Source organism: Pseudoxanthomonas daejeonensis (genome assembly GCF_010093205.1).
Classification (GTDB): domain Bacteria; phylum Pseudomonadota; class Gammaproteobacteria; order Xanthomonadales; family Xanthomonadaceae; genus Pseudoxanthomonas; species Pseudoxanthomonas daejeonensis.
This window is the reverse complement of record NZ_PDWN01000006.1, coordinates 191,211-212,531: the sequence shown is the minus strand read 5'-3', so window position 1 is coordinate 212,531 and position 21,321 is coordinate 191,211. Positions and strand designations below refer to the sequence as shown.

Below are 21,321 nucleotides of genomic sequence, written 5' to 3'. Positions count from 1 at the left end.
TGTGCGGGTTCATGTGCCGATGTGCACATGCGCGCCGGGACGGGGGCGTTAGGATCGGAACCCGGCCGCTCCGCGCCGCCAGTCCACGGAGTCACGACCATGCACTCGCCTTCGCGCCGCCGTTTCCTGGATTCCGCCCTCGCCACCTCCATCGTCGCCGGCCTCGGCGCCACGGCAGGTATGGGCCCGCTCTTTGCAGCGCCCGCCGCGGGCGGCACGTTGCTGACCCGCCCCATCCCCTCCAGCGGCGAGCGCCTGCCGGTGATCGGAGCCGGTACTTCGGGCAGCTACGACGTGGCCCTGGATTCGCCCGAATACGCGCAGCTGCAGCAGGTGGTGAAGATCTTCTTCGACGGCGGTGGCCGCCTGATCGACACCTCGCCCAACTACGGCGCGTCCGACACGGTGGTGGGCAGCCTGCTGCACGGCGGCGGCTGGCGCGAAAAGGCTTTCATCGCCACCAAGATCGCCGCCGACAGCCGCGAAGCCGCCGAGGCGCAGTGGGCCGAGTCGCTGCGTCGCCTGCGCACGGACAAGGTCGAGCTGTTGCAGGTCCACAACCTGCGTGACTGGCAGACCCAGCTGGCCTATGCGCGCGAACTCAAGGCGCAGGGCAGGACGAAGTACGTCGGCGTGACCCACTACACCGATGCCGGCCTGCCGGAGCTCGAGCGCATCCTGCGTGGCGAGAAGCTCGACTTCATCCAGATTCACTACTCCGTCAACTCCACCGGCGCAGCGCAGACCGTGCTGCCGCTCGCGCAGGACAGGGGCGTGGCGGTGATCGTCAATCGCGCCTTCGACGACGGAAAACTGTTCGCAAAGGTCAAGGACGTGCCGCTGCCGGCGTGGGCTGCGGAAGCCGGTGTCACGTCCTGGGCGCAGATGTTCCTCAAGTTCGCGATCAGCCATCCGGCAGTGACCGTGGTGATCCCGGCGACTGGCAAGCCCGAACGCCAGCTCGACCAGCTCAAGGCCGGGCACGGTCCGATGTTGAGCCAGGCGCAGCAGCAGGAACTGGTCCGGCAGTTCGCGGCCTGAGGAAGGACGGATGAGCGCACCGCAGCCGTCGCCTGCCAAGGGTCCGGCGCACTGGCTTTCGCGCGTGTTCGGCCTGCGCACGCACGAAGCGCCGGCGGTCATCGCCGGCCTGGCCATGTTCTTCCTGCTGTTCACCGGCTACTTCATGCTGCGGCCGGTGCGCGAGACGATGGGCGTGGCCGGTGGCGTGGACAACCTGCAATGGCTGTTCACCGGCACCTTCGTGGTCACCCTGGCGGTGCTGCCGCTGTACGGCTGGATCGCATCGAAGGTCGCGCGGCGCAGGATCGTGCCGTGGGTGTTTGGCCTGGTGGTGGCCAGCCTGCTGGGCTTCGCCGCCAGCCTGGCCCTGCAGCCGGACAACGTCTGGGCCGGGCGCGCGTTCTACATCTGGGTTTCGGTGATCAACCTGCTGCTGATCTCGCTGGCCTGGAGCGTGCTGGCCGACGTGTTCGCCAGCGCCGAGGCCAAGCGCCTGTTCGCGCTGATCGCCGCGGGCGCCAGCGCCGGTGGCCTGCTCGGACCGCTGCTGGCGACCGTGCTGGTGGGTGCCCTGGGCCATGGCGGCTTGCTGGTGCTGTCCTCGCTGTTCATCGCCGGCAGCTCGGCGATGGCGCTGTGGATGCACCGCTGGCGCGACCTGCACCCGTTCGACAGCGAGGAGACCCCGATCCAGCGCCGCCAGCCGCTCGGTGGAAATCCCTTCGCCGGCGCGACCGCGGTACTCCGCTCGCCTTACCTGCTCGGCATCGCCCTGTTCGTGGTGCTGCTGGCAACGGTCACGACATTCCTGTACTTCGAACAGGCGCGGTTCGTCGCCGAGCTCTTTCCCGAACGCGAGCGGCAGACCCAGGTCTTCGGCCTGATCGACACGGTGGTGCAGGCGCTGGCGATCCTTACCCAGCTGCTCGTCACCGGGCGCCTCGCGCAGAAGCTCGGCGTGGGCGTGCTGCTGGTCGGCGTGCCGCTGGTGATGGCGTTCGGCTTCCTGTGGCTCGCCCTGGCGCCGGTGTTCGCCGTGTTCGTGGTGGTGATGGTCGCGCGCCGCGCCGGCGAGTACGCGTTCGTGCGGCCGGGCCGGGAGATGCTCTACACCGTCGTGCCCGCCGAGCAGAAGTACAAGGCGAAGAACTTCATCGACACGGTGGTGTACCGCGGCGGCGACGCGCTCAGTGCCTGGGTCAAGCGGCTGCTGGACCTGATCGGCGAGCACCCGGCGCTGGCCATGTTCATCGGCGCGGGTGTCGCGTTGGCGTGGGCGGGAACCGGCTTCGCCCTGGGTCGCGCGGAGCGGAGGCGGGAGACCGCGTCGCGCTCGTAGGGCTTGCCGGAACCACCCCGCGGGCGATTGCGCATGCCGGGGCCGGGGATGAGTCGCGTCCGCCGGTGTCGTCGGTGTCGCGGTCGTGCCCGCTCCTACAACGTCCCCGTCGCGTGCGAAACCCATCCGAAACCAGCACCCGCTTTTGTAGGAGCGGGCATGACCGCGACACCGAGGTCGTCACAACCACCGGGTGTCACCATGCCCACGGTATCCACGCCGGACCGAACGCCGTCCCCACAGAACCAGCCCATGTGCATCTGCGGGGCGGGCACCACGACGACACCGACGCCATAGCAGCCCACCAGCACCGCTCCCGCGCCTACCTCACCCCGTCACGTTCCGCAATCCGTCCCGCAAGACCTGCGAGGCCGGTTGCGCGATGCCATCACTCCGCCGCAGGCTCCAGCTGTTCCGCTTCCAGCTCCAGGAACCCGCCCGACTGACGCTGCCACAGCTTGGCGTAAAGCCCGCCATGCGCCAGCAGCTCCTCGTGCGAACCCTGTTCGACGATCCGGCCCTGGTCCATCACCACCAGCCGGTCCATCGCCGCGATGGTGGACAGGCGGTGCGCGATCGCGATCACCGTCTTGCCCTGCATCAGGCGGTACAGGTTCTCCTGGATCACCGCTTCCACTTCCGAGTCCAACGCCGAAGTGGCTTCGTCCAGCACCAGGATCGGCGCGTTCTTCAGCAGCACCCGGGCGATGGCGATGCGCTGGCGCTGGCCGCCTGAAAGCTTGACCCCGCGTTCGCCCACCTGCGCGTCATAGCCGTGCCGGCCCTTGCCGTCGACCAGCTCCTGGATGAATCCGTCGGCGTTGGCCTGGCGCGCGGCTTCGACCATCTCCGCTTCGGTCGCGTCGGGGCGCCCGTACAGGAGGTTGTCGCGCACCGGACGGTGCAGCAGCGAGGTGTCCTGGGTGACGACGCCGATCGAGGCGCGCAGCGAATCCTGGGTCACCGTCGCGATGTCGGTGCCATCGATCCGGATCGCGCCGCCCTCGCGGTCGTAGAAGCGCAGCAGCAGGTTCACCAGCGTCGACTTGCCCGCGCCCGAACGGCCGACCAGTCCGACCTTCTCGCCGGGGCGCACGTGCAGGTCCAGGCCTTCGATCACGCCGCCCTGCTTGCCGTAGTGGAAGGTCACGTGGTCGAAGCGGATGTCGCCGCGGACCGGACCGATGTCCTGCGCACCCGGCGCATCGTCGACGGTGGCCGGCAGCGCGATCGAGTTGATCCCGTCCTGCACGGTGCCGATGTTCTCGAACAGCGCCGACATCTCCCACATGATCCACTGCGACATGCCCATCAGCCGCAGCACGAAGGCGATGGCCACGGCGATCGCACCGACGCTGACCGCATCGTTCATCCAGAGGCTGATGCCGGTGGCCGCCACCGCGAACAGCAGCAGCATGTTCAGTGCGTCGTTGCTGACGTTGACGATCGTGGCCAGGCGCATCTGCCGGTGCACGGTGCCCAGGAACTGGTCCATCGAATCGCGCGCGTAGTCCTCCTCGCGATGCGAATGCGAGAACAGCTTGACCGTGGCGATGTTGGTGTAGCTGTCGACGATGCGCCCGGTCATGGTCGAGCGGGCGTCGGCCTGCTGCTGGGCGACCTTGTTCAGGCGCGGGATCGCATAGCGCAGCAGGAACGCATAGGCCACGATCCAGCCCGCGAACGGCAGCATCAGCCGCCAGTCGGCCGCCGCCGCAACGATCAGGGCGCCGCCGAAATAGACGATGACGTAGTTGCCCACGTCCAGCAGCTTGATCACCGTCTCGCGCACCGCCAGCGAGGTCTGCATCAGCTTGGTGGAGATGCGCCCGGCGAACTCGTCCTGGAAGTACCCCATCGACTGCCGCAGCAGGTAGCGGTGCACCTGCCAGCGGATCCGCATCGGGAAGTTGCCGAGCAGGGTCTGGTGGATGACCAGCGCGCTGAGCAGGTTCAGCGCCGGCATCAGTACCAGCACCACCAGCGCCATCATCACGAAGTTCCAGCCCTCGGCCTGCAGGAAGGTGGCCGGCGTGTGGCTGGACAGGCGATCGACGATCGACCCGGTGAACGCGTACAGCGACACTTCGGTGACCGCGATGGCCGTGGTCAGCACCGCCATCAACGCCAGCCAGGGCTCGGTGCCGCGCGTGTAGTGGCGGCAGAACGCATACAGCGAACGCGGTGGCTGGGTGGCGGGGGCGGCCGGATACGGGTCCAGCCGGGTTTCGAACCAGCGCAACATCGGGAAGATCCTGTCCAGGGGCATGGGCTGCCGGGCCATGCGGCCAGCCATTGTCGTGCAATCGCGCGGCGGCGGCATCGCGACCGGCGGGATGCAGTGGTTCAGGCCTCGACGTCGGCCTTGAAGTGGAACGAGGTGATCCGTAACCGCTCGCGCAGGTAGAAGGCATGCGCATCGATGCGCTGGGTACCCGAGTCCAGTTGCACGCTGGCGCAGTCCAGGCGGCGCGCCTGGGCCTTCAGCCAGTCCAGCAGCGCCTTGCCGTGGCCGGCGCTGCGGGTGCGCGCATCGGTCACCAGGTCGTCGATGTACAGGAAGCGGCCGTGGGCCAGCATTTCCTGAACGCGCCAACCCGCGAACGCGCGCGGCACGCCGGCGTCGTACAGGACCGTGGCCTTCCATCCTTCCGCCTGCTGGCGCACCGCGGCGGCGACGAAGGATTCTTCATCCAGGTGCGGACGCAACTGCGCCACCACCGGCCAGGCGGCGCGCAGCGTGGGTTCGTCGACGGCGTCGCGGATGTCCGGCGCCGCGGTCTTCACCACGAGAACAGCTTCCAGTACGTCTGCGGCACCTTGTCCGCATCGTCGCGGTCGAGTGCGCCGTCACCATCCCGGTCGTACAGGTAGTACGGCGCGCCGCGCAGCGGAGTGATCTTGACCATCCGCAGCTGGCCGGCGACCCGGTACTCCTCGAAGGTGTCGCCGTTCTCGAGCGTGCGCGTGGCGACGTCGGCACCGCTGACGTCCACGGGCGCGCCCGTGCTGGCGCAGCCGCCCAGGAAGAGGGCCGCAGCCACTACCGCGGCGGTCAGGATCGGGTGCATGTCGGCTCCTTGTCTTGCGTGCCTGCATTATGCGCCGGCAGCGCGCACGTGGCGTGGCACGTCAAATCGCACCCCACCCGATGGGCATGCCCCGCGCCTCCATGCCCGAGTGCCCGCCGGCGAGCCGACGCCGCGCGCAGTTACCGCGTTGGCGGGATCCACTGGCAGGCACGGGATTCCGGCGCCTCCTCCGCAGCGCGCCCGCGGCCCCGGCACCTGTGGACGTAGAATGCCGGCATGACACGCCTCGTACTCATCGACGGTTCCAGCTACCTGTACCGCGCCTTCCACGCGCTGCCGCCCCTTACGAACGCCGCCGGCGAGCCGACCGGCGCGCTGTTCGGCGTGGTCAACATGCTGCGCGCCACGCTGAAGGAAAAGCCCGACCACGTCGCCTTCGTGGTCGACGCGCCCGGCAAGACCTTCCGCGACGACCTGTATCCGGCCTACAAGGCCAACCGCCCGCCGATGCCGGACGAACTGCGCGCGCAGGTGCAGCCGATGTGCGAGATCGTGCACGCGCTGGGCATCGACATCCTGCGCATCGAAGGCGTGGAGGCCGACGACGTGATCGGCACGCTCGCCGTGCAGGGCGCCGGCGCCGGTATGGACGTCACCATCTCCACCGGCGACAAGGACTTCGCCCAGCTGGTGCGCGCGCCGGGCGTGGACGCGGGCTCGATCGCGCTGGTCAACACGATGAGCGGCAGCCGCATGGATTCGGACGCGGCGGTGATGGAAAAGTTCGGCGTGAAGGCGGGGCAGATCGTCGACCTGCTCGCGCTGATGGGCGATGCCATCGACAACGTGCCCGGCGTGGAGAAGTGCGGGCCCAAGACCGCGGCCAAGTGGCTCGGCGAGTACGGTTCGCTGGATGGCGTCATGGCCCAGGCCGCCACGATCAAGGGCAAGATCGGCGACAACCTGCGCGCGGCGCTGCCGCGGTTGCCGTTGAATCGCGAGCTGGTGACGATCAAGACCGACGTCGCCCTGGAACAGGCACCGGAGACGCTGCGCCTGCGCGAGCCGCATGTGGATACGCTGCGCGGGCTGTACGCGCGCTATGGCTTCAACCAGGCGCTGAAGGACCTGGAAGCCGGTGCGGTTGCCGGTGGTGGCAGCGGCCCGGCCGGTGCGGTCGCCGAGAAGGAGCCGGGGCGCGCCCGCAGCGGGGGTTTTGCCGCACCTGCCCAGGCTGCGGCGGTAGACCTGGATCCGGCCTTGGCCGCACCGGGCGAGTACGAGGCCGTCACTACCGTCGAACGGCTGCAGGCCTGGATCGCCGAATTGCGCGACGCCGGCCAGTTCGCCTTCGACACCGAGACCGACAGCCTTGATCCGATGCGCGCCAACCTGGTCGGGCTGAGTTTCGCCGCGGTACCGGGCAAGGCCGCCTACGTGCCGCTGGCGCACGATTATCCTGGTGCGCCGGTGCAGCTGGAACGCGGCTTCGCGCTGGACCTGCTGCGTCCTTTGCTGGCCGATGCCACGGTGCGCAAGCTCGGCCAGCACGGCAAATACGACCTGCACGTCCTGCGGCGGCATGGCATCGAACTGGCCGGCTACGACGACGACACGATGCTGGAGAGCTTCGTGCTCGATTCCGGCAACGCCCGCCACGACATGGACAGCCTCGCGCGCCGGCACCTGGGCTACGAGACGGTCAAGTACGAGGACGTCTGCGGCAAGGGCGCCAAGCAGATCGCGTTCTCGCAGGTCGCGATCGACGACGCCACCCGCTACGCCGCCGAGGACGCCGACATCACCCTGCGCCTGCATCGCGTGCTGACGCAACGCCTGGTTGCCGAGCCGGCGCTCACGCGTGTCTACCGCGAGATCGAGATGCCGCTGGTGCCGGTGCTGGAGCGGATCGAGGCCAACGGCGTGAAAGTCGACATGGACGAGCTGCGCCGGCAGAGCGCGGACCTGTCCAAGCGCATGCTCGCCGCGCAGCAGAAAGCCACCGGCCTGGCCGGGCGCGCGTTCAACCTGGATTCGCCCAAGCAGCTCTGCGCGCTGCTGTTCGAGGAGCTCAAGTTGCCGGCGCTGGTGAAGACGCCCAAGGGCCAGCCTTCGACCAACGAGGAGGCGCTGGAGGCGATCGCCGACCAGCACGAACTGCCGCGGGTGATCCTCGAGTACCGCGGCCTGGCGAAACTGCGCAGCACCTATACCGACAAGCTGCCGGAGATGATCAATCCGGACACCGGCCGCGTGCACACCAGCTACCACCAGGCCGGTGCGGCCACCGGGCGGCTGTCGTCGTCCGATCCGAACCTGCAGAACATCCCGATCCGCACAGAGGATGGCCGCCGCATCCGCCGCGCCTTCGTCGCGCCGCCGGGACGCAAGCTGGTGGCCTGCGATTACTCGCAGATCGAGTTGCGGATCATGGCCCACCTGTCGCAGGACCCGGGCCTGGTGCGCGCGTTCGAATCCGGCGCCGACGTGCATCGCGCCACCGCGGCGGAAGTGTTCGGCCGCACGCTCGAAGAGGTCACCGGCAACGAGCGGCGCGCCGCCAAGGCGATCAACTTCGGCCTGATGTACGGCATGAGCGCGTTCGGCCTGGCCCGGCAACTGGGCATCGGCCGTGGCGAGGCGCAGGACTACATCGCGCTGTACTTCAGCCGCTACCCGGGCGTGCGCGACTACATGGAGCGCACCCGCGAGCAGGCGCGCGAGCAGGGTTACGTGGAGACGGTGTTCGGCCGACGCCTGTACCTGGAGTACATCCGCGCCGGCAACCAGGCCCAGCGTGCCGGTGCCGAGCGCGCGGCGATCAACGCGCCGATGCAGGGCACGGCGGCGGACATCATCAAGCGGGCGATGATCGTCGTGGACGGCTGGCTGGCCGGGCAGGGCAAGCCGGGCGAGGGCCCGGCCCTGATGATCCTGCAGGTCCACGACGAACTGGTATTCGAGGCCGACGAGGCCTTCGTCCCGACCCTGGTCGAAACCGCCGGCCGCCTGATGGCCTCGGCTGCGGAACTGAGCGTCCCGCTGGTGGTGGAGACGGGCATCGGCGACAACTGGGACGAGGCGCACTGACCGCGATTCAGGCACTTGGCGCGCTTAGCCGCGCAGGCCGCTCGCGTTACATTTTGTTCCATCGCGCGCGGATGAATCCGTGCTAAATCCAAGCTTTTTTTAACCTTATTCTTCACGAACCATCAATGTGCAGGGTGGTGTTATAGGTCCCGACAGGTGCAACGCCTGTCGCGGATCTCTCCCTTCCCCTGGAGCAGATCTACCGGAACGGGGCTACTCCCCAAGTCTCCGTTCCCAGCCCCGTCGACCTCCCCCTGGTCGGCGGGGCTTTTTATTTGTGCTCACCGCACGCTGGCGCGAGTGCGGCCTGAATGGGCGGCCCGTCGCCGGGCGCCAAGATCCAGTATTCGGGCGCTCGCGACCGCCGGTGGCGCGACGCCGCGCTGGCAGGCGCGGGTCCGGGCGCGGCAAGGGCGCGTGTTCGCCTGCGGCTACGCCCAGTCGCGCGGGACGAGGTAGTCCTGCAGGCGGGCTTCCGGGCTGTCCGGCTCGGGTTGGTAGCCGTACTCCCAGCGGACCCGGGGCGGCAGGCTCATCAGGATCGACTCGGTCCGTCCGCCGCTCTGCAGGCCGAACAGGGTGCCGCGGTCGTAGACCAGGTTGAATTCCACGTAGCGACCGCGCCGGTACTGCTGGAACTCGCGCTCGCGCTCGCCGTAAGGGGTGTCCTTGCGGCGGTCGACGATCGGCAGGTAGCCGTCGAGGAACCCCTCGCCGACCGCGCGCAGGTAGCTGAAATCCCGCTCGAAGTCGCCGTGCAGGTCGTCGAAGAACAGCCCGCCCACGCCCCGGGTCTCGTTGCGGTGGCGCAGGAAGAAATACTCGTCGCACCAGCGCTTGTGCTCGGCGTAGCGGTCCGGCCCGAAGGGCGCGCACAGGTTCTTCGCGACCCGGTGCCAATGGACGATGTCCGCATCGAACGGATAGAACGGGGTCAGGTCGAAGCCGCCCCCGAACCACGAGGCCACGGTCTGGCCATCGCGCTCGGCGCGGAAGTGGCGGACGTTGGCATGGGTGGTGGGCAGGTAGGGGTTGCGCGGGTGGAACACCAGCGAGACGCCGCAGGCGCGCCAGGAGGCGCCGGCCAGTTCGGGGCGGGCGGCGGAGGCCGACGGCGGCAGGCGGGTGCCGGATACGTCGGAGAAGCCGATCCCGGCCTGCTCGAACACGGCGCCCTCGCGCAGCACCCGGGTGCGGCCGCCACCGGCGTGGCCGCCGCCCTCCGGATTCCGGCTCCAGGCGTCCTCGGCGAACGTGGCCTGGCCATCGGCCGCCTCGATGGCGGCGCAGATCCGGTCCTGCAGTCCGGTCAGGTAGGTGCGTACGACGTCGAAATTCGGGTCCATGGACGCATTCTAGCCGCGCCTCCCCGGCTGCCCTTGATCGCGATCAAGCCCGGTCGGCGCTTCGGCCGCCGAATTCGGCGCGGACCGCCGCCGTGCACAGCTTCCAGGCGATCCAGCCATGCAGGCCGGCGAAGACCACCGCGCCGGCCAGGCTGCTGGCGAACGTGAGCTGGCGGTTGAAGTGCATCTGCGCCACCAGATCCCGCCCGTCGGGCGTGTCCAGCATCTGCGCCGGGAACATGCCCAGGAGACCTTCGAAGAACGGGCCGATCAGGGCCAGCCCGGCGAAATTCATCGCCGCACCCGCGACCAGCAGGCCGATGAAGGCCAGGCGCGCCCACTCGCGCCGCTTCAGCAGCCCCCACGCCACCGCCAGGCACAGCAGCGAAAGCAGCAGCAGGGCCAGCGACAGCACGTGCCGGCGTTCGAGCGTCCAGACCAGCCCGGCCGGCACTCCTGGTTGGGCCGCGATCCGCAGCACCGCCGCATCGGGCATGAGCAGGGCCAGGACCATCTGGGCCAGTGACCAGGCCAGGCCCAGTGCGGCCAGGACGAAGGAAATCCGGGCCAGGACGGTGACGAAGCCGGAGGCGGGCAGTGGGGGCGGAGCGCTCATGGGTGGCCTGATGGAGGTCTGCGGCCATTGTGCCGGTGGCGGACGCTTGCGGAGGGTCCCTTCGCTACCTGGTGCGACAACGGGAGGCGCCCTGCGCCACGGCTCCTGCGGGAACGGACATGAAGCGACACAGGCGGGCCGGAACCGCGTGCACTGCCGGCTGCCTGGGCGCCGTCGCGCACGGGAGTCCGCTCCCTACCCTGACGGGAGGGCGGGCAGGATGTGGCCGGCGCTGAGCGGGGCGACGGTGACCGGGAACGGCGGCCGCGGCACGATCCACGCCAGTTCGGCGATCTCGGCGCGCGCCTGGGGTACGCCCTCGACTTCCACCGCGAAGGCCTCGGCCCTGACCCGGCGCCCCGGTTCGTTCACCGCCGCGTCCTCGAATTCGCCCAGCCGCCGCGCGCTGCCTGCGAGCAGCCGCACGCCCAGTTCCTCGTCCAGCTCGCGCGCCAAGGTGGCCAGCGCGTCCTCGCCCGGCTCGCGCTTGCCACCGGGCTGGATGAACGTCGACGACCCGTGCTTGCGCACCAGCAGCACGCGGCCCTCGCCGTCGCGGATCACCGCCGCCACCGTGCGGATCGGTTCGGCCGCTGCGGTGGCACCGGTGCCGCGCGTCACTTCAGCGTGCGCTCGAACAGCTTGAGGATGCGCTTGTACTCGTCCAGCCAGGAATCGGCGCGGGTGAAGCCATGCCGCTCCAGCGGATAGGGCGCGATCTCCCAGTCGTCCTTGCGCAGCTCGATCAGGCGCTGGGTCAGCACCACCGAATCGCGGAAGAAAACGTTGTCGTCGATCATGCCGTGGGCGATCAGCAGCTCGTCCTGCAGGCCCTGCGCGTACTCGATCGGCGAGGACTTTTTATAGGCCTCCGGGTCGAGCTCGGGCGTGTTGAGGATGTTGGACGTGTACTCGTGGTTGTACTGGGTCCAATCCACCACCGGGCGCAGCGCGGCGCCGGCCTTGAACGTGCCCGGCGAACGGAACAGCGCCATGAAGGTCATGAAGCCGCCGTAGCTGCCGCCGTAGATGCCGGCATGGTCGCGGTCGCCCTGGTGGTTGGCCACGACCCAGTCCAGGCCATCGAGGTAATCCTCCAGCTCCGGATGGCCCATCTGCCGGTAGATCGCGGTGCGCCAGTCGCGGCCGTAGCCTTCGCTGCCGCGGTAGTCCAGGTCCAGCACCACGTAGCCGCGCTCGACCAGCAACTGGTGGAACATCTGCTCGCGGAAGTAGTTCGGATAGCGCGCCGAGACGTTCTGCAGGTAGCCGGCGCCGTGCACGAACATCACCACCGGATACTTGCGACCGGCCTCGTAGGACTTCGGCCCGTAGAACTTGCCCCAGACCACGCCGGCGCCATGCTTGCTCGGCACCTGCACGTACTCCGGCTGGATCCATTCGCGCGCCTTGAACGCGGCGTTGCGGGTGTCGGTGAGCACGCGCGCCTCGCCGCCCGTCGATGACACCACCGCCAGTTGCGGTGGCAAGTAGCTGCCCGAGTAGCGCACCAGCACCTGGCGGCCGTCGGGCGAGAGGCTGAAATCCTCGACGCCGTCGAGCGCGGAGATTTCCTTCACCTGGCCGCCGGCCAGGTCGAGCGCGCAGACCTCGTAGTCGCCCGGCCGTGCGCGGTTGCACAGGAACAGGAAGCCTCCGCCGTCGGCGGTGGGAACCGGTGAGGACGCTTCCCACTGGCCAGAGGTGCGCTGGCGCGGGCGTTCGCCGCCGGCCTGCGTGTACAGGTGCGAATACCCCGATTCCTCCGACAGCAGCCACAGCGTGCGGTTGTCCGGCAGGAAGCCGAAGTCGTTGAAGTTCCAGTTGATCCAGGCCGGGTCGGTGAGGCGGTGGCGCGACTGCAGCTTCGCGCTGTCGAGGTCGACACCGGCGATCCAGCGGTCCTTGTTGTCGATCGCGCGCAGCATCACCGCGGCTTGGCGGCCGTCGCCGCTCCACTGGATGCGCGGGCCGTCGCCGTTGTCGCCGCTGGTGGTCACCTGGACGCCACGAAGTCCCTTCAGCGGATCCTTGCCGGCGGCGCGGCGCATCGCGGCGAGCGGATCGACGCCGATGCCGGGCAGCGGGTCGAACTTGAGTTCGCGCACGCTGCCGTCGCGCGCATCGACCAGCCACAGCGCGTGCGGCAGTGGATCATTGCGGCCGACGCGGGTGCGGACGTCCTCGAATTCCTCATAGCCGGACTCGGTGACGTACATCGGCATCTTGCCGTCGCGGCCGGCATCGGCGCCCTTCTTCTTCGTCACCACCAGCAGGTGGCGCGCATCCGGCGAAAGGCTGCTGTCGACGATCTCGACCTCGTCGCCAAGGAAGGCGGGCGCGGGCGCACGGGTCGAGTCGGCCTTGCGCCAGGTTTCCTCCTGCGCGCGCTGTGCGTCGCGCTGCTCCTTGTCGCGACGCAGGGTGTCGATCGTGCGCAACTGCTGCTCGCGCAGCGCGTCGGCCTTGGGCGGCGCGGCCGGATCCTTCTCGGCCTTGAGCGAAGCGACCTGCGCGGCGCCGGCGCCGGCATTCCACTTGAACCAGTCATTGCCGGCGCGCCAGATCACCCCGCCATCGGCGGCGAAACGCGGCTGCGATTCGGCGGCCGCGCTGCGGGTGAGCTGGCTCAGCGCGCCGCTGGACAGGTCGCGCAGGAACACGTCGCCGTTGCGGACGAAGGCCATGCGCCGGCGCTGTACGTCGTAGACCGGGTTGGCCGCGTCCAGGCCGGCGCGTTCGGCATCGCCCACCTTCTGCAGAGCGCCGCCGGCCACCGGCTGGCGCCAGGTGTCGCGGATGGCGCCGCCTTCGCGCCGCAGCTGCAGTTGCGCCTCGCGGCCGTCCCAGCTCCACCACGCGCGTTCGACCGGCGGGCCGATCCAGTCCGGATCGGCCATGGCCTGTTCGATCGTCAGCGGGGCCGTCGGCGCGATCAGCGGCGCGCTCGTGGACGCGGCCGGCTTCGGCGCCTGTGCGGCGGCCGGCAACGCCAGGACCAGGGCCGAGGCGAGCATGACGAGGGGCAGGGCAAGGGGCAGCGATCGGGTCATGTCGAGGCGGTAGCGGGAGTGAAGCGGGGCAGGTTAGCAGCCCGGTCCGCCCCGGCCACTGTGGAAGGTCATGCCCGGGCGGACCTGCGGCACGCATCGGCGGCGCAGGCGGTCCGGCTTGCCTGCCCGTGCCGCCGCGGCCATGCTGGCCGGATCGCAGGGCGGGCAGCGGGCCGGCCGCAGGAGCAGGTCAGTACCGATGTCGGCCGTCGTCCAATCGCATTCCCCGGCACCGGGACGCCTGGCGCTGGCCGTCGGCGATCCGGAACGGGTGCTGGTATTCGGCGCCGGCACCCCAGTCACCCTCGGGGCGTTCCTCGCCCACGCCCGTGCACTGGCTGCGACGCTCCCCGACGCCCGCCACGTGGTCCACCTGGCCGAGGACCGGCACCGTTTCCTGCTCGGGTTCTGCGCGGCCGCGCTGCGCGGCCAGGTCGCCCTGCTGCCGCCCTCGGGGGCGCCGGGAACCGTGGCCGAGATCCTCGCCCAGCATGCCGGCAGCGGTGCCTATCGCCTGGAGCCGGCGGACATGCCGCTTGTCGCCGATGCCGGAGAGGCCTCGCCGGCATGCGTCGAAGCCGCGGCGCTGGCCGCGATCGGCTACACCTCCGGCAGCACCGGGCGCCCGCAGGCGCACGCCAAGAGCTGGGCCGCATTCGCCGCCGGCACCGCGCAGAACCTGGCCGCATTGCAGGACCTGTGGGGTGCGGCGCAGCCGCAGATCGTGGCGACGGTGCCGCCGCAGCACATGTACGGGATGGAGCTGTCGGTGCTGTTGCCCTTGCTGGGTGGCGCGGCCGTGCATGCCGGCCGGCCGTTGCTGCCGGCGGACGTGGCCCGCGCGCTGCAGCAGGCGCAGGCGCCGCGGCTGCTGGTCACCACGCCGGTGCACCTGCGCGCTCTGCTGCAGTCCGGGGTCGAGCTGCCGCCGCTGGCGGGGATCGTCTCGGCCACCGCGCCGCTGTCGCAGGAGCTGGCGGCCGAGGCCGAAGCCCGCTACCGCACCGAGGTGCGCGAGGTGTTCGGCTCGACCGAGACCTGTGTGTTCGCGCGCCGCCGTACCGCACAGGAGGCGTCCTGGACGTTGTTGCCGGGCGTGCGCCTGGTGCCGCAGCCGGACGGCACGCTGGTGCATGCACCGCACCTGCCGGCTCCCGTCGCACTGGCCGACCTGGTCGAACTGGAGGCCGACGGACGCTTCCGCCTGTGCGGCCGCCAGTCCGACCTGCTGGAGATCGCCGGCAAGCGCGCCTCGCTCGGCGACCTCACCCGCCGCCTCCTGGCCGTGCCGGGCGTGGAGGACGGCGTGGTGCTGCAACTGGCGCCGGACCACGCCGGCGGGGTAGGCCGCATCGCCGCGCTGGTGGTGGCGCCGGGAATGTCGGCGGTGGACGTGGTGGATGCCCTGCGGGGTTCGGTCGATCCGGTGTTCCTGCCGCGCCGCCTGCGCCTGCTGGACCGGCTGCCGCGCAACGAGACCGGCAAGCTGCGCCGCGACGCACTGCTGGCCTTGCTGGACGGGCCGGCGCAGGCGCATTCATCCGCCATGCCGGAACGCGGCCGGGACGCACCCTAGAATCACGCCGCCGCCTCCGCGGTTCCGCCGCCGCTCCGGTTCCCCGTGAAATCACGCTTCTCCTTCCTGGTATCCCCGATGTCTTCGCGCTCCCTGCTGCCTGCCCTGGCCGGTTTCCTCGTGGCCGTGACGGTCGCCGCCTGCGGCGGTACGCGTCCGGAAGCGCCACCGGAAGTAGCGGTGGCTCCGCCGCCGGCACGCCTCGACCCGGTCGTTCCGCCGGTGAAGATCGGCCTGGCGCTCGGCGGCGGCGCGGCCAAGGGTTTCGCCCACATCGGCGTGATCAAGATGCTGGAGGCGAACGGCTTCAAGCCCGAAGTGGTCGCCGGCACCAGCGCCGGCAGCGTGGTCGGCGCGCTGTACGCGAGCGGCCTGGACCCGTTCCAGCTGCAGGAAAAGGCGGTCGCGCTCGACGAGGCCAGCATCCGCGACGTGCGCCTGTTCTCCGGCGGACTGGTGCAGGGCCTGAAGCTGCAGGATTACGTGAACCAGAGCGTGGACAACAAGCCGATCGAGCGCATGCGCAAACCATTCGCCGCGGTCGCCACGCGCCTGGAAACCGGCGAGCGCACGGTGTTCATCCGCGGCAACACCGGCCAGGCGGTGCGCGCGTCCAGCAGCGTGCCGGGCGTGTTCGAGCCGGTGACCATCGGCAACTACCAGTACGTCGATGGCGGCGTGGTCAGTCCCGTCCCGGTGGATGCGGCGCGCCAGCTCGGCGCCGATTTCGTCATCGCCGTGGACATCTCCAGCAAGGCCAGCGGCAAGCGCCCGGACGGCATGCTCGGCATCGTCAACCAGTCGATCGCGATCATGGGCCAGCGCCTGGGCGAGCAGGAACTGGCGCGCGCCGACGTGGTGATCCGGCCCGACGTGCTCGACTACGGCTCGGCCGACTTCACCCGCCGCAACCAGGCGATCCTGCAGGGCGAGAAGGCCGCGCTGGCGGCGCTGCCGCAGATCCGCGCGGCGGTGCAGAAGCTGCAGGCGCAGCGCCTGGCCGATGCGCGCGCCGCCGCGGCGCGGCGCGAAGCCGCGCTGGCGCCGGCACCGTCCCCACAGCTCGCGTGCAAGGACGAGGGCTCGCGCTGGAATCCGCTGCGGCGTAAGGATCCGGCCTGCACCGCGTCGAACTGACGGGTCAGTCGCGCGGCGCGGCGGCCGAGCTGTCGTCGAGGTAGACCGCGTCGCGGAACGCCTTGTGCAGCGGCACCTTGCCGAACGGCAGCCACTGCGCGAACAGCACGGCCGCGATCCGGTTGGTCGGATCCACCCAGAACAGGGTGTTGGCCGCGCCGTCCCAGAAGAATTCGCCGACTTCGCCCGAAGCCTCGTCGCCGCGCGCCGGCGACGCGGTGCGCACCGCGAAATCGATGCCGAAGCCGACCTGGCCCTTGCCCGGCAGCCATGACCGGTCCGTGGTCCCGGCCGGCATCGCGTCGCTGGCCATCAGCCGGAGGGTGGCGGGCTGCAGGATGCGCGCGCCGTCCAGCTCGCCGCCGTCGAGCAGCATCCGCGCGAAGCGCATGTAGTCGTCCAGGCTGGAGACCAGGCCCCAGCTGCCCGGGGTCATCGCCGTATCGCGGCCGTTGAGCTTCCACGCCTCGTGGTCGTCGCGCGTCATCACCCCGTCGTCGCTGCGGCGGTACAAAGCCGCCACGCGCCCGCGATCGCCGTCGGCCACGCGGTAGCGCGTGTCGCGCATCTTCAACGGACCGAGCACGTGCTGGTCCAGGTAATGCTTGAAGGATTGCCCGGACAGCACTTCGACCAGTCGCGCCTGGATCTCCACCGCCGGCGAATACACCCAGCGCGTGCCGGGCTGGTAGAGCAGGGGCACGCTGGCGATGCGCCGCGACTGCTCGGCCAGGGTGTTGTCGTAGCTTTCCGGGGCGGCCTGCCGGTAGAGCGCGCCGACCGGTCCCGGCGCGCCTTCGCCGTCGACGAAGCCTGCGGTGTGGCGCATCAGGTCACGGATGCTAATAGGGCGCGCCGGCGCTTCCAGCAGGGGCTGGCCGTGCACGTCCGTGCCGGCGTAGACGCGCACGCCGGCGAACTCGGGCAGGTAACGCGACACCGGGTCGTCGAGCTGGAACTTCCCCTGCTCGTACAGCTGCATCAGCGCCACGCCGGTCACCGGCTTGGTCATCGAGTAGATGCGAACCAGCGTGTCGCGCGTCATCGGGCGACCGGCCTCGCGGTCGGCCAGGCCGAACGCGCCGGCGTAGGCTTCGCGCCCGTCCTGGTAGACCAGCGCGGACACGCCGATGACCTGGCCGGAGTCGACGAAGCCGCGCAGGGCCTGATCCAGGCGCGCGCGATCGATGCGAGCGACGCCGGCATGGCGATCGGTGGGATCGGTCGCTGTCGACGCCATCGTGGGCACGGCGAAGGCGCAGGACAGCAGTACCGCAAGACGCAGGCGATGGCGCATCGGAACTCCCCGGTATTCGTGGCGGCGCACGGGTCGCGTGCCGCCGTGCAAGCGGCTGGTCGCCGACGGCGTCGCAGTATGGCAGCGCGCGCCGGCGGCTCGACGACCCTTGCGGGGGAAATCGACTCGGACTTCAGCAGTGCGCCCGAAGCGTCACGCCGCGCGCTTCAGGTCGTGGCCGCACCATGCACGCCGTCGATCTCCACCAGCAGTTCACGCCGGCACACCTGCGCGTGCAGCAGCAGGCGCGGCACCGACGGATCCAGGCTCGCATCGAGCCGGGTCGCGACCGCTTCGGCGTCCGACGGGTCGCGCACATAGACCTTCAGCGGACTGCCGGCGCCCAGGACCGCGGGCAGCTCGGGCGACTGCCGGCGCGCGGTATCGACCAGGCTGGCGAGGTTGGCGAGGGTTTCGTCGACCTGCGCCTGCACCGACCCGGAATGCTGCGAGGCGTGGCCGACGATCGCGGCGGTACCCGACAGCAGCAGCGGCATCGAGGCCCCCGCGGGCGGCAGCATCGCCCGGGCGAAGCTGGGCGCCTGCGGCCCGTACTGGCGCGGGTAGCGGTAGGCGCTCACTTGCCGCGGGTTCTCTACCGGCCGGCCGGGTTCGCGGGCGGCCAGCCAGTACACCTGCAGCCGGCGCACGCCATCGTGACGGCCGATCGCGGTGGCGGCGGGCAGGCGTGCCGCATCGAAGGCTTCCATGCCGGCCACGCGGCCGACGCAGAAGCGGCGGTAGCGCTCGGCGTCTTCCTCGCCGAGCGTGATCGCATCCATGTAGTTCCAGATGCGCAGCAGGTGCGGCATGTCGCCACCGGCGAGGAACGCGCCCAGGCGCGCGTAGGCGCGGCGCGCGGCGGCTTCCAGGCCGTCGTCCAGTTCGTCGATTTCCAGTGCGCCGAACAGCAGGTTGCCGTCGGTGGACCACGCCACGTCGCCATCGCGGCCGCTGCGCACCGGCGCGGCGCTGCGCCAGACTTCGATGGGCGCGGCTTGCGCGCCCAGCGGCTGCAGCGGTACGCGCAGCCAGCGTGGATCGTCGAGCACGGGTGCGTGCGCGCCGAAGCCGATTACCGCCAGCACGTGCGGGTCGGCCAGTTGCCGCGCCCGCGTATCGGCGGGGGCGTAGCCGAACTCAAGTCCGGGAAGCGTCGCTGCGCCGGCGAACGGTTGCGGGCGGCTCACGGATTGCCACCCTGCAGCGTGTCGCCGCTGAAGCCTTCGCCGACCTGGCGGCGGCGGCGCAACCAGCCGGCCAGCGCGCGCGGGGCCATGCTGACGGCCGTAAGCGCATAGACCAGGCGGAACACGCGCAGCCGCCAGCGCACGCCGCGGTTGTCGAACACGTCGCCGGCCAGCATCGAGATCACCGCCTGCTCGAGCTGCAGGTGGTTGCGCGGTTCGGCGAACAGCGCCTCCATCACCGGCGTGGTGAACCGGTAGATGAACCAGGAGAAGTAGCGCAGGCCGCGGCGCAGGCGCTTGTCCATCGCGCGCTGCTCGGCGGCCTCGCGCGACGGGTCGCGCAGGATCGCGTCGACGGTCTTGGCCGCCTGCTCGCCGCCGTTCATGCCCAGGTAGACCCCGGAGGAGAAGACCGGGTCGATGAAGGCGAACGCATCGCCGGCCATCACCCAGCCCGGGCCATGCATGCGCGAGCAGGTGTAGGAATAGTTGCCGGTGGCGTGGACCGGGGCGATGCGCTCGGCATCGGCCATGCGCACCCAGACCGAGGGCGTGGCGCGCAGGGTGTCCATCAGGAACGACTCGTTGTCGCCCTTGCGGGTCTTGAGGTATTCGGGGAAGCACACCGCGCCGACGCTCATCACGTCGTCGCGCAGCGGGATCAGCCACATCCAGCCGTGGGAGAAGCGCTCGACGGTGATGTTGCCGGCCTCCTCGCCCGGGCGCCGGGTGACGCCGCGGAAATGGCTGAAGATCGCCGCCGACTGGTGCGCCGGGTTCTTCTTCTTGAGCTTCAGCTTGCTGCCGAGGAAGGTGTCGCGACCGCTGGCATCGACCAGGTAGCGCGGGCGGAAGACCAGCGCGTTGCCATCGGCGTCGCGGGCGCGGACCTGCGCCGGGCGTTCGCCGGCATCGAAGTCGACGCGTTCGACCGTGACCCGCTGGCGCGCATCCACGCCATTGGCCAGCGCGTTGTCGAACAGCAGCGTGTCGAACTCGGCGCGCTTGACCTGGTAGGCATAGCCGAACTTCGCGTCCAGCGCCCGGTCGAAGCGGAACACGTTGACGCTGTCGCCGTCGCCGCGCATCGGGAAGTCCGCGCCGGGCTTGTGCACGCCGATCTGCCTGACCTGCTCGAGCACGCCCAGGCGCTCGAGGATCGGCAGGTTCATCGGCAGCAGCGACTCGCCGATGTGGAAGCGCGGATGGACGTCCTTCTCGAGCAGGGTCACCTTCCAGCCGCGCCGGGCCAGGAAGGTCGCCGCGGTGGTGCCGGCCGGCCCGCCACCGATCACAAGGACGTCCACGTCGTCGCTGGCCGCCCCGGCCGCCACGTCCGTCGTCTGCCGCAGCGCGTCGGGCGCGTACGGTGGATTCGGCGGATCTGTGCGGGTCATGCGGAGGTGGCCGGCCGGTCGCGTGCAGGGACATGAATGATAGCCCGGGCGCTCGTGGCCGGGTTCACGGTGCAATGGACTTGCGCGGCGGCGGCCGATGCCGGATCGTGGCCGGCCTTGCGCAGTCCCGGAACCAAAGATGTCGCAGCAGACCGACGCCGAACGCGAACTGGCCCAGCTCCTGGTGGAAAGCCTGAACCTGGAAGGCGTGGACCCGCACGCGATCGACCCGGAAGCGGCGCTGTTCAACGACGGGCTGGGCCTGGATTCGATCGACGCGCTCGAGCTGTCGCTGGCGGTGGCCAAGCGCTACGGCGTGCAGCTGCGCTCGGAGGGCGAGGACAACCGGCGCATCTTCGCTTCGCTGCGCGCGCTGTCGGCGCACGTCCAGTCCCAGCGCGCGAGCTGACGTGAAGGCAGGACCGGCGGCGTCTGACAGGCGCGACCCTGACAGGCCCGACCCCGACAACCGCGAGCCCGAGTCGCGCGGCGCTGCCGCTCCCGCCGAGCTGGCCGACAAGGCCGCCCTCCCGGTCCAGCTGGTGCTGGGCGTGGCCTATCCGTTCCTGGCGCATCTGGCCGGCACCCGCGGAGGCGCCTGGACGGCGCTGGCGCTGGCAGACCTGGCCGTGCTGATGCTCGCCGCCCCGCTGTTGCGCCGGCGCTGGTGGGCGTTGGCCCTGCTGGCCGCGGTGCTGGCGGGCCTGTCATGGTGGGTCGGAACGCTGTGGCTGGATCTGCTGCTGCTGGCGCCCCCCGTGCTGTTCACGGCCTGGCTCGCCTGGTGGTTCGCGCGCAGTCTCGTGGCGACTCGCACGCCGCTGGTCACGCGGATCGTCTGCGCTTTGTATGCGCAGGCCGGCTGGGAGACGCCGCCCGGACTGCTGGCCTACGCACGCCGGCTGACCGCGGCCTGGGCGCTGCTGCTGGCGTTCCTGGCCGTGGCCAACGCATTGCTGGCGCTGTGGGCGGTGCCCGGCGGGGTGCTGGATGCGTTCGGCCGCACGCCCTGGATCGCGGTACCGCATTGGGCCTGGTCCTGGTTCGCAAACCTGCTCAACTACGGCCTGGTCGGCGGTTTCATGGTCGCCGAGTTCAATTACCGCAAGCGCCATTTCCCGGTGAGGCCGTACCGCAACGGCGTCGATTTCGCGCGGAAGATGGCCGCGCTGGGCCCGGCGTTCTGGCGCGACCTGCTGAACTGAGCGGCTCCTCCACACCCGGC

At 70.3% G+C, this 21,321-nt stretch carries 17 protein-coding genes; 7 read left to right on the top strand and 10 right to left on the bottom strand.

Translation table 11 applies throughout. The features are described 5' to 3' along the window. Positions 1-99: 99 nt before the first annotated feature. On the top strand, positions 100-1,041 hold the full coding sequence (locus CSC65_RS08135) for an aldo/keto reductase (RefSeq protein ID WP_162410052.1): 942 nt from the start codon (positions 100-102) through the stop codon (positions 1,039-1,041). Between the two features lie 10 nt (positions 1,042-1,051). Beyond that, the gene (locus CSC65_RS08130; protein WP_162410051.1) at positions 1,052-2,362 is read left to right on the top strand and encodes an NTP/NDP exchange transporter; all 1,311 of its coding nucleotides are present in this window, start codon (positions 1,052-1,054) and stop codon (positions 2,360-2,362) included. Between the two features lie 388 nt (positions 2,363-2,750). Here the strand turns inward: CSC65_RS08130 and CSC65_RS08125 are convergent, their stop codons facing one another. From CSC65_RS08125 to CSC65_RS08115, 3 genes are all read right to left on the bottom strand, one after another. Next, positions 2,751-4,607: an ABC transporter ATP-binding protein gene (locus CSC65_RS08125; protein WP_162410050.1), complete on the bottom strand. Its 1,857-nt coding sequence runs from the start codon at positions 4,605-4,607 to the stop codon at positions 2,751-2,753. Positions 4,608-4,708: 101 nt separating this feature from the next. Next, entirely contained in the window at positions 4,709-5,152 is a 444-nt protein-coding gene (locus CSC65_RS08120) for a GNAT family N-acetyltransferase (protein WP_202922848.1), read from the bottom strand. Further along, positions 5,146-5,421 (bottom strand): DUF2782 domain-containing protein, encoded by a 276-nt coding sequence (locus CSC65_RS08115; RefSeq protein WP_425501329.1) that lies wholly within the window; start codon positions 5,419-5,421, stop codon positions 5,146-5,148. The genes CSC65_RS08120 and CSC65_RS08115 overlap by 7 nt, the downstream gene beginning before the upstream one ends. Positions 5,422-5,670: 249 nt before the next feature. Between CSC65_RS08115 and polA the strand changes: the two genes are divergently transcribed. After that, a complete protein-coding gene (polA, locus tag CSC65_RS08110; protein ID WP_162410048.1) occupies positions 5,671-8,484 on the top strand; it encodes a DNA polymerase I in 2,814 nt (937 codons plus the stop codon). A gap of 431 nt (positions 8,485-8,915) precedes the next feature. Here polA and hemF read toward each other — a convergent pair whose 3' ends face one another. From hemF to CSC65_RS08090, 4 genes are all read right to left on the bottom strand, one after another. Beyond that, complete coding sequence (hemF, locus tag CSC65_RS08105; RefSeq protein ID WP_162410047.1) at positions 8,916-9,830, bottom strand: oxygen-dependent coproporphyrinogen oxidase; 915 nt, start codon at positions 9,828-9,830, stop codon at positions 8,916-8,918. A gap of 43 nt (positions 9,831-9,873) precedes the next feature. Beyond that, positions 9,874-10,446 carry a hypothetical protein gene (locus CSC65_RS08100; protein WP_162410046.1) on the bottom strand — a complete coding sequence of 191 codons (573 nt, stop codon included), beginning with the start codon at positions 10,444-10,446 and terminating at the stop codon, positions 9,874-9,876. A 195-nt stretch (positions 10,447-10,641) separates the two neighbouring features. Next, positions 10,642-11,067, bottom strand: coding sequence for an NUDIX hydrolase (locus tag CSC65_RS08095; protein WP_238390319.1), 426 nt, complete (start codon positions 11,065-11,067; stop codon positions 10,642-10,644). Next, positions 11,064-13,475 (bottom strand): S9 family peptidase, encoded by a 2,412-nt coding sequence (locus CSC65_RS08090; RefSeq protein ID WP_425501328.1) that lies wholly within the window; start codon positions 13,473-13,475, stop codon positions 11,064-11,066. Before CSC65_RS08090 ends, CSC65_RS08095 begins: the two co-directional genes overlap by 4 nt. 223 nt (positions 13,476-13,698) lie before the next feature. Between CSC65_RS08090 and CSC65_RS08085 the strand changes: the two genes are divergently transcribed. Continuing rightward, a complete protein-coding gene (locus tag CSC65_RS08085; protein WP_162410045.1) occupies positions 13,699-15,075 on the top strand; it encodes an AMP-binding protein in 1,377 nt (458 codons plus the stop codon). Positions 15,076-15,141: 66 nt separating this feature from the next. Next, a complete protein-coding gene (locus CSC65_RS08080) occupies positions 15,142-16,212 on the top strand; it encodes a patatin-like phospholipase family protein (RefSeq protein ID WP_202922851.1) in 1,071 nt (356 codons plus the stop codon). 4 nt (positions 16,213-16,216) lie between these two features. Here the strand turns inward: CSC65_RS08080 and CSC65_RS08075 are convergent, their stop codons facing one another. The 3 genes from CSC65_RS08075 to CSC65_RS08065 all read right to left on the bottom strand — a co-directional run bounded on the left by CSC65_RS08075 (position 16,217) and on the right by CSC65_RS08065 (position 20,096). Continuing rightward, entirely contained in the window at positions 16,217-17,509 is a 1,293-nt protein-coding gene (locus CSC65_RS08075) for a serine hydrolase domain-containing protein (protein WP_162410043.1), read from the bottom strand. A gap of 167 nt (positions 17,510-17,676) precedes the next feature. Next, positions 17,677-18,699, bottom strand: coding sequence for a chorismate transformation FkbO/Hyg5 family protein (locus CSC65_RS08070; protein WP_238390318.1), 1,023 nt, complete (start codon positions 18,697-18,699; stop codon positions 17,677-17,679). Beyond that, positions 18,696-20,096, bottom strand: coding sequence for an NAD(P)/FAD-dependent oxidoreductase (locus CSC65_RS08065; RefSeq protein ID WP_162410042.1), 1,401 nt, complete (start codon positions 20,094-20,096; stop codon positions 18,696-18,698). Before CSC65_RS08065 ends, CSC65_RS08070 begins: the two co-directional genes overlap by 4 nt. A gap of 139 nt (positions 20,097-20,235) precedes the next feature. Between CSC65_RS08065 and CSC65_RS08060 the strand changes: the two genes are divergently transcribed. Both CSC65_RS08060 and CSC65_RS08055 read left to right on the top strand, forming a co-directional pair. After that, positions 20,236-20,505, top strand: coding sequence for a phosphopantetheine-binding protein (locus tag CSC65_RS08060; RefSeq protein WP_162410041.1), 270 nt, complete (start codon positions 20,236-20,238; stop codon positions 20,503-20,505). Positions 20,506-20,605: 100 nt separating this feature from the next. Beyond that, positions 20,606-21,301 (top strand): COG4648 family protein, encoded by a 696-nt coding sequence (locus CSC65_RS08055; RefSeq protein ID WP_202922850.1) that lies wholly within the window; start codon positions 20,606-20,608, stop codon positions 21,299-21,301. The last annotated feature ends 20 nt before the right edge of the window (positions 21,302-21,321 follow it).